This window comes from Cedecea sp. P7760 (genome assembly GCF_013386425.1).
Taxonomy (GTDB): Bacteria; Pseudomonadota; Gammaproteobacteria; order Enterobacterales; family Enterobacteriaceae; genus Cedecea; species Cedecea selenatireducens.
Map to the genome: position 1 here is coordinate 21,008 of NZ_JACARU010000059.1, position 8,171 is coordinate 29,178.

At 51.6% G+C, this 8,171-nt stretch carries 8 protein-coding genes; all 8 read right to left on the minus strand.

Features of this window, described 5'->3' with window-relative positions:
* Positions 1-64: 64 nt before the first annotated feature.
* Positions 65-4,093, minus strand: coding sequence for a DNA-directed RNA polymerase subunit beta (gene rpoB / locus HX778_RS19260; RefSeq protein WP_038476787.1), 4,029 nt, complete (start codon positions 4,091-4,093; stop codon positions 65-67).
* A 326-nt stretch (positions 4,094-4,419) separates the two neighbouring features.
* Positions 4,420-4,785: a 50S ribosomal protein L7/L12 gene (gene rplL, locus HX778_RS19265; RefSeq protein ID WP_038476789.1), complete on the minus strand. Its 366-nt coding sequence runs from the start codon at positions 4,783-4,785 to the stop codon at positions 4,420-4,422.
* 66 nt (positions 4,786-4,851) lie between these two features.
* Positions 4,852-5,349, minus strand: a complete 498-nt coding sequence (rplJ, locus tag HX778_RS19270) for a 50S ribosomal protein L10 (RefSeq protein WP_007704673.1) — start codon at positions 5,347-5,349, stop codon at positions 4,852-4,854.
* 298 nt (positions 5,350-5,647) lie between these two features.
* Positions 5,648-6,355, minus strand: coding sequence for a 50S ribosomal protein L1 (gene rplA, locus HX778_RS19275; protein WP_038476792.1), 708 nt, complete (start codon positions 6,353-6,355; stop codon positions 5,648-5,650).
* A 3-nt stretch (positions 6,356-6,358) separates the two neighbouring features.
* Positions 6,359-6,787, minus strand: coding sequence for a 50S ribosomal protein L11 (rplK, locus tag HX778_RS19280; RefSeq protein WP_008460147.1), 429 nt, complete (start codon positions 6,785-6,787; stop codon positions 6,359-6,361).
* A 154-nt stretch (positions 6,788-6,941) separates the two neighbouring features.
* Positions 6,942-7,487, minus strand: a complete 546-nt coding sequence (nusG, locus tag HX778_RS19285) for a transcription termination/antitermination protein NusG (protein WP_002438628.1) — start codon at positions 7,485-7,487, stop codon at positions 6,942-6,944.
* Position 7,488: 1 nt separating this feature from the next.
* Positions 7,489-7,872, minus strand: a complete 384-nt coding sequence (gene secE, locus HX778_RS19290; protein WP_008460146.1) for a preprotein translocase subunit SecE — start codon at positions 7,870-7,872, stop codon at positions 7,489-7,491.
* Positions 7,873-8,105: 233 nt separating this feature from the next.
* On the minus strand, positions 8,106-8,171 hold a 66-nt coding region (locus HX778_RS25335; RefSeq protein WP_130634147.1), incomplete at its 5' end, for a hypothetical protein.

Below are 8,171 nucleotides of genomic sequence, written 5' to 3' on the forward strand. Positions count from 1 at the left end.
CGTCGGAGTTAGCACTCTGTGATGCCCGACGTTAGCCGGGCACCCTGGACCTTTTGAGCAACGATTACTCGTCTTCCAGCTCGATGTTGATACCCAGCGAACGGATCTCTTTCAACAGTACGTTGAAGGATTCCGGCATGCCCGGTTCCATCTGATGGTTGCCATCCACGATGTTCTTATACATCTTGGTACGGCCATTCACGTCATCAGACTTAACGGTCAGCATTTCCTGCAGGGTATAGGCAGCGCCGTATGCTTCCAGCGCCCACACTTCCATCTCACCGAAGCGCTGACCACCGAACTGAGCCTTACCACCCAGCGGCTGCTGAGTAACCAGGCTGTAAGAACCGGTAGAACGCGCGTGCATCTTGTCATCAACCAGGTGGTTCAGTTTCAGCATGTACATGTAACCTACGGTTACCTGACGCTCAAACTGCTCACCGGTGCGGCCGTCGAACAGGGTAATCTGGCCAGAAGATGGCAGACCGCCCAGTTGCAGCAGCTCTTTGATTTCCGACTCTTTTGCACCGTCGAATACCGGAGTAGCAATCGGCATACCTTTTTTCAGGTTTTCAGCCAGGCGCAGAACTTCATCGTCGGTGAAGGTGTTCAGATCGACCTTCTGACGAACGTCTGTACCCAGGTCATACGCTTTCTGGATGAATTCGCGCAGTTTGGCGACTTCCTGCTGCTGTTTCAGCATGGCGTTGATCTTCTCGCCGATACCTTTCGCAGCCATACCCAGGTGGGTTTCCAGAATCTGACCGATGTTCATACGAGATGGTACGCCCAGCGGGTTCAGTACGATGTCTACCGGCGTGCCGTTTTCATCGTATGGCATATCTTCGATCGGGTTGATCTTGGAGATAACACCTTTGTTCCCGTGACGACCTGCCATCTTGTCACCAGGCTGGATCTGACGTTTAACGGCCAGATACACTTTCACGATTTTCAGCACGCCAGGTGCCAGGTCATCGCCCTGAGTGATTTTGCGGCGCTTAGCTTCGAGTTTCTTCTCAAACTCGTGCTTCAGCTCGTCGTACTGCTCTGCCAGCTGCTCCAGCTGGTTTTGCTTATCTTCGTCGGTCAGACCCAGTTCCAGCCAGCGGTCACGCGGCAGTTTGTCGAGCTTCTCAGCTTCAACGCCACCGGAAACCAGTACGGCATAGATACGGCTGAACAGACCGGCTTCGAAGATCTGCAGTTCTTCGGACAGGTCTTTCTTAGCCTGCTTCAGCTGCATCTCTTCGATTTCCAGCGCACGTTTGTCTTTTTCCACGCCATCGCGGGTGAAGACCTGAACGTCGATTACGGTACCGGAAACGCCGTTTGGTACGCGCAGGGAAGAGTCTTTAACGTCAGACGCTTTCTCACCGAAGATTGCACGCAGCAGTTTCTCTTCTGGCGTCAGCTGGGTTTCACCTTTCGGCGTAACCTTACCAACCAGAATGTCACCGCCGGTCACTTCAGCACCGATATACACGATACCGGACTCATCCAGTTTGGAGAGAGCAGCTTCACCCACGTTAGGGATGTCGGCGGTGATCTCTTCTGGCCCCAGTTTGGTGTCACGAGACACGCAAGCCAGTTCCTGAATGTGGATGGTGGTGAAACGATCTTCCTGAACAACACGCTCGGATACGAGGATGGAGTCTTCGAAGTTGTAACCGTTCCACGGCATGAACGCTACGCGCATGTTCTGGCCAAGTGCCAGTTCACCGAGGTCGGTAGACGGGCCGTCTGCCAGCACGTCGCCGCGTTCGATTGGCTCACCCAGGGACACGCAAGGCATCTGGTTGATGCAGGTGTTCTGGTTAGAACGGGTGTACTTAGTCAGGTTGTAGATGTCGATACCTGCTTCGCCCGGATACATCTCGTCTTCGTTAACTTTGATAACGATACGGGAGGCATCAACGTACTGAACGGTACCGCCACGTTTGGCAACGGCGGTAACGCCGGAGTCAACGGCTACAGCACGTTCCATACCGGTACCAACCAGCGGCTTATCAGCGCGCAGAGTCGGAACCGCCTGACGTTGCATGTTCGCACCCATCAATGCACGGTTGGCGTCATCGTGTTCCAGGAACGGGATCAGGGACGCACCGACGGAAACCACCTGCTGGGTGGAAACGTCCATGTAGTCAACCTGGTCGTTACTGAACAAGCTGGATTCGCCTTTGCTACGGCAGGTTACCAGGTCGTCTACAAAACGGCCTTCTTCGTTCAGGTTGGTGTTCGCCTGAGCGATGACGTAGTTACCTTCTTCAATAGCAGACAGGTAATGAATTTCGTCGGTCACAACGCCGTCAACAACGCGACGATACGGAGTCTCAAGGAAGCCGTATTCGTTAGTCTGTGCGTACACGGACAGGGAGTTGATCAGGCCGATGTTTGGACCTTCTGGGGTTTCGATTGGACACACACGACCGTAGTGGGTTGGGTGTACGTCACGTACTTCGAAGCCCGCGCGCTCACGGGTCAGACCGCCTGGGCCCAACGCGGAGATACGACGTTTGTGCGTGATCTCGGACAGCGGGTTGTTCTGGTCCATGAACTGAGACAGCTGGCTGGAACCGAAGAACTCTTTCACTGCGGCAGAGATAGGCTTGGCGTTGATCATATCCTGAGGCATCAGGGTATCCAGATCGCCCAGGGACAGACGCTCTTTCACCGCACGCTCAACACGTACCAGGCCAACGCGGAACTGGTTTTCCGCCATTTCGCCTACGGAACGGATACGACGGTTGCCGAGGTGGTCGATATCATCCACTTCGCCCTGACCGTTACGAATACCGATCAGCTTGCGCATAACTTCGATGATGTCATCTTTGCTCAGGATACCGGAGCCTTCGATTTCATCACGCAGCAGAGAACGGTTGAACTTCATACGACCAACCGCAGACAAGTCATAGCGGTCTTCGGAGAAGAACAGGTTCTCGAACAGGCTTTCCGCTGCTTCACGCGTTGGTGGCTCACCAGGACGCATCATACGGTAGATTTCAACCAGCGCGCTCAGGCGGTCATTGGTTGGATCGACGCGTACGGTCTCGGAGATGTATGCACCGTGATCAAGGTCGTTGGTGAACAGCGTTTCAATGCGCTTGTGGCCTGACTGGCTCAGTTTGGCCAGCAGATCCAAAGACAGTTCCATGTTCGCCGGGCAAATCAGTTCGCCGGTAGAAGCATCAACGTAGTCTTTAGCCGCAACTTTACCGGCGATGTACTCAACAGGAACTTCGATATGTTTGATATCGTCTTTTTCCAGTTGGCGAATATGGCGCGCGGTGATACGGCGGCCTTTTTCAACGTACACTTTGCCGTCAGCTTCGATGTCGAAGGAAGCGGTTTCGCCACGAAGGCGTTCCGGTACCAGCTCCATCTGCAGCTTGTTGTCACGGATTTCGAAATTAACTTTCTCAAAGAACAGGTCAAGGATCTGCTCAGTGGTGTAGTTCAGTGCGCGCAGGATGATGGTCGCAGGCAGTTTGCGGCGACGGTCAATACGCACGAACAGGTTATCTTTCGGGTCGAATTCGAAGTCCAGCCAGGAACCACGGTAAGGAATGATACGTGCGTTATACAGTACCTTCCCTGAAGAGTGGGTCTTACCTTTGTCACTGTCGAAGAACACGCCCGGGCTACGGTGAAGCTGAGAAACGATTACGCGCTCAGTACCGTTGATAACGAAGGTCCCGTTGTCGGTCATGAGCGGAATTTCGCCCATGTACACTTCTTGTTCTTTGATGTCTTTAACGGTGCCTTCCGGCGCTTCGCGCTCGTAGATCACCAGACGCAGTTTTACACGCAGCGGAGCAGAATACGTCACGCCACGGATTTGACATTCTTTAACGTCAAATACAGGTTCGCCCAGGCGATAGCTCACATACTGCAGCTCGGAATTGCCGCTGTAGCTTGCAATCGGGAATACGGAGCGGAAAGCCGCTTCCAGACCGTACTGACCTTCGGGATCTTGCTCGATGAACTTCTGGAACGAGTCAAGCTGGATAGAAAGGAGATAAGGAATGTCCAGTACTTGTGGACGCTTTCCAAAATCCTTACGAATACGTTTTTTCTCGGTATAGGAGTAAACCATTAGGGTTCCTCAGCTCGCTGACAAGTCGACCCATCTGCCCGTCGAAAGGGGCAGTTTATGCAACACTATTTTGTGGATCGGAAAGTGGAACACTTCCCGCAATACTTGTTTCTATCACTCTTAAACCATTTCGTTACGCTTTGCCCCGGAACTCCCGGCGCGAAAAGACGCAATATATTAAGGCGTCGATAGGAACAAACATTGGGAGGTAATCAGCAGTCAAACAGCGTGAAACGCTACTGATACCCTACAGCGCAAAAAGGCTGGTGACTAAAAAGTCACCAGCCATCAGCCTAATTTCTCAGGCTGCAACCAGAAGGGTTGGCTTATTTAACTTCAACTTCAGCGCCAGCTTCTTCCAGAGATTTTTTCAGAGCTTCTGCGTCGTCTTTGCTGATGCCTTCTTTCAGAACGGCATTCGGGGTTTCTGCCAGGTCTTTAGCTTCTTTCAGACCCAGGCCAGTTGCGCCACGAACAGCTTTGATTACGGCAACTTTGTTAGCGCCAGCAGCTTTCAGAATAACGTCGAACTCAGTTTTCTCTTCAGCAGCTTCAGCTGGGCCAGCAGCAACAGCTACAGCAGCAGCAGCAGAAACACCGAATTTTTCTTCCATTGCAGAGATCAGTTCTACAACGTCCATTACGGACATAGCGGATACTGCTTCAATGATTTGATCTTTAGTGATAGACATTTAAATTGTTCCTGAATATCAGAATAAGTTTATACGTAAGCGAATACTTGATAAAGAAAACTGCGATTAAGCAGCTTCTTTTGCATCGCGTACAGCAGCCAGAGTACGAACCAGTTTGCCAGCCGAAGCTTCTTTCATGGTTGCCATCAGGCGTGCAATTGCTTCTTCGTAGGTCGGCAGAGTTGCCAGGCGGTCGATTTGCGACGCCGGGATCAGCTCACCTTCAAAGGCAGCGGCTTTGACCTCAAATTTTGCATTCGCTTTAGCGAAATCTTTGAACAGACGAGCAGCAGCGCCCGGGTGTTCCATAGAATATGCAATCAGGGTCGGACCAACGAACGCGTCTTTCAGGCACTCAAACTGAGTACCCTCAACAACACGGCGCAGCAAGGTGTTGCGAACAACACGCATGTAAACGCCGGCTTCGCGACCTGCTTTACGCAGTTCGGTCATTTTATCTACAGTAACGCCGCGGGAATCCGCAACTACTGCAGACAGCGCGCCTTTGGCTACTTCGCTGACTTCAGCAACAATCGCTTGTTTGTCTTGAAGATTTAAAGCCATTAGCTTTTGCTCCTGGGTTTTAGCCGGGACAGAAGTCCCGAAACTCACTTCGCGCTTAACCACAATGGAAAAACGCGTCTACATACGGTGAGCAGAAACAAGCTAAAGACTATCTAAAAATATTCTTCAGGTTCTGTCACCGTCTACGCAGGCAATTAAGTCTCTTGCGAAACACCTGCGGTCTTGGACGGAGGCCTGGATAAGGCCAGGCTCCAACCGAAAATTCTTTGTGTTCTGCATTAACAGAACAACGGGCGTAAGATATTAGACTAATCTTTCGCCCGCGTAAAGGCGATTATTAGTTCGCCACAGTCGCGGTCAGACCGGACTGATCAACGGCAACACCAGCACCCATGGTGGTGGAGATGCTAACTTTCTTGATGTACACGCCTTTCGCCTGAGATGGTTTTGCTTTTTTCAGCGCAACCAGCAGAGATTCCAGGTTTTCTTTCAGTTTGTCAGCGTCAAAATCCACTTTACCGATGGTGGTGTGGATGATGCCGTTTTTGTCGTTACGGTAACGAACCTGACCTGCTTTAGCATTTTTAACTGCTTCAGCAACGTTAGGGGTTACGGTACCAACTTTCGGGTTTGGCATCAGGCCGCGTGGACCCAGAACCTGACCCAGCTGGCCAACAACGCGCATTGCATCTGGAGATGCGATAACAACGTCGAAGTTCATTTCGCCTTTCTTGATCTGGTCAGCCAGATCTTCCATACCTACCAGCTCTGCGCCAGCAGCTTTAGCTGCTTCAGCGTTAGGGCCCTGAGCAAATACGGCTACGCGAACGGAACGGCCAGTACCGTGCGGCAGTACAGTTGCACCACGTACGTTCTGGTCAGATTTACGAGCGTCGATGCCGAGGTTAACGGCAACGTCAACGCTTTCTACGAATTTAGCAGTGGCCAGCTCTTTCAGCAGAGCGATAGCTTCGTTGATGTCATACTGCTTAGTTGCATCAACTTTGTCACGAATCACGGACATGCGCTTGGTCAGTTTAGCCATTTCTTAGTCCTCCACTACCAGGCCCATGGAACGTGCAGTACCTTCAATGGAGCGAGTCATCGCTTCAATGTCGGAACCAGTCATGTCGGCAGCTTTGGTCTGCGCGATTTCCTGCAGCTGAGCGCGGGAAACTTTACCCACTTTGTCTTTGTTCGGCTTACCGGAACCAGACTTGATACCAGCCGCTTTCTTCAGCAGAACTGCTGCTGGAGGGGTTTTGGTAACGAAAGTGAAAGAACGGTCAGCGTAAACGGTAATAACAACCGGGATTGGCAGACCTTTTTCCAGGGATTCAGTTTTTGCGTTGAACGCTTTACAGAATTCCATGATGTTCACACCTTGCTGACCCAGAGCTGGACCAACTGGTGGACTTGGGTTCGCCATACCAGCTGCAACCTGCAGCTTGACGTAGGCTTGTACTTTCTTAGCCATTCTAAAATCCTCTGATTGGGTAATAGCGCCTCAAAGAAGCTCCCCGTGAATAAACGTCTTATGTGTACGAGACACATAAAAACAAAAGGCGCGAAATTGTATGCCAATTTCGCGCCCTGTGCAATCAATAATCGCTGCTTAAACGATCAAATTATCAGGCTTTCTCAACCTGAGCAAAATCCAGTTCAACCGGCGTTGCACGTCCAAAGATGGAAACGGAAACCTTCAGGCGGCTCTTCTCGTAATCCACTTCTTCCACTACACCATTGAAGTCCGCAAACGGACCATCGCTAACGCGTACCATTTCACCTGGTTCAAACAGCGTTTTCGGACGCGGCTTATCACCCACCTGCTGCAGGCGGTTCATGATCGCATCAACTTCTTTATCGCTGATTGGTGCTGGACGATCGGAAGTCCCACCGATGAAACCCATCACGCGCGGAACGCTACGCACCAGGTGCCAGCTTGCGTCGTTCATCACCATCTGGACCAGAACGTAGCCAGGGAAGAATTTACGTTCGCTTTTACGACGTTGGCCGCCACGGATTTCAACAACCTCTTCGGTTGGAACCATGACTTCGCCAAACAGCTCTTCCATGTTGTGGAGTTTGATATGTTCGCGCAGCGACGTGGCTACACGACCTTCAAAACCGGAAAACGCCTGAACGACGTACCAACGCTTTTTAGGGGCTTCAGACATCTCAGAACCTCAGGCCAGTAATAAAAGATACCAGGCGGACCAGAATACCATCCAGCCCCCACAAAATCAGTGACATCACAGCGGTAACCGCGGCCACGATTAAAGTGGTGTGCAGAGTTTCCTGGCGAGTAGGCCAAATCACCTTGCGTACTTCAGTTCTCGCTTCGCGAGCAAAGGCTACGGTTGCTTTGCCTTTTACCGTCAGCAGTGCAACACCACCTGCCGCTGCAATCAGAATTACCACAGCCAGTGCACGAAGCGGCAGAGTGATATCACGATAAATGTAGTTGCCCACGATTGCCACGAGCAGCAAAACGACTACTGCCAGCCACTTCATCGCTTCGAGGCCACGCCCGCTCCCTTGAGCTTCGGTATTCGCACTCATAAACCAACCTGTCACAATAAATCAGACAAACATTTTTGCCCCGCGCAGGCGAGGCAACCAAACCGAATGGCCCTTTTCAGGCGCTATCCGGCATAAACGCCATCTTCAGAGCCTGTCTCAGCAATGATTATTGGTAAAAAATCACTGATGAGCCAGGTTCTGGTTCGAAAGCGTACAAAAAGGGCATCAAATGATGCCCTCTTCTTGCGCATTGCGTCAAATGTTATCAGCGATTAAGCGATAACTTTAGCAACAACGCCCGCACCAACGGTACGGCCACCTTCACGGATTGCGAAACG

Excerpts from the sequence above, each read along its gene's own strand:
- rpoB (WP_038476787.1), bottom strand. The coding sequence starts at position 4,093 with ATGGTTTACTCCTATACCGAGAAAAAACGTATTCGTAAGGATTTTGGA.
- rplL (WP_038476789.1), bottom strand. The coding sequence starts at position 4,785 with ATGTCTATCACTAAAGATCAAATCATTGAAGCAGTATCCGCTATGTCC.
- rplJ (WP_007704673.1), bottom strand. The coding sequence starts at position 5,349 with ATGGCTTTAAATCTTCAAGACAAACAAGCGATTGTTGCTGAAGTCAGC.
- rplA (WP_038476792.1), bottom strand. The coding sequence starts at position 6,355 with ATGGCTAAACTGACCAAGCGCATGTCCGTGATTCGTGACAAAGTTGAT.
- rplK (WP_008460147.1), bottom strand. The coding sequence starts at position 6,787 with ATGGCTAAGAAAGTACAAGCCTACGTCAAGCTGCAGGTTGCAGCTGGT.
- nusG (WP_002438628.1), bottom strand. The coding sequence starts at position 7,487 with ATGTCTGAAGCCCCTAAAAAGCGTTGGTACGTCGTTCAGGCGTTTTCC.
- secE (WP_008460146.1), bottom strand. The coding sequence starts at position 7,872 with ATGAGTGCGAATACCGAAGCTCAAGGGAGCGGGCGTGGCCTCGAAGCG.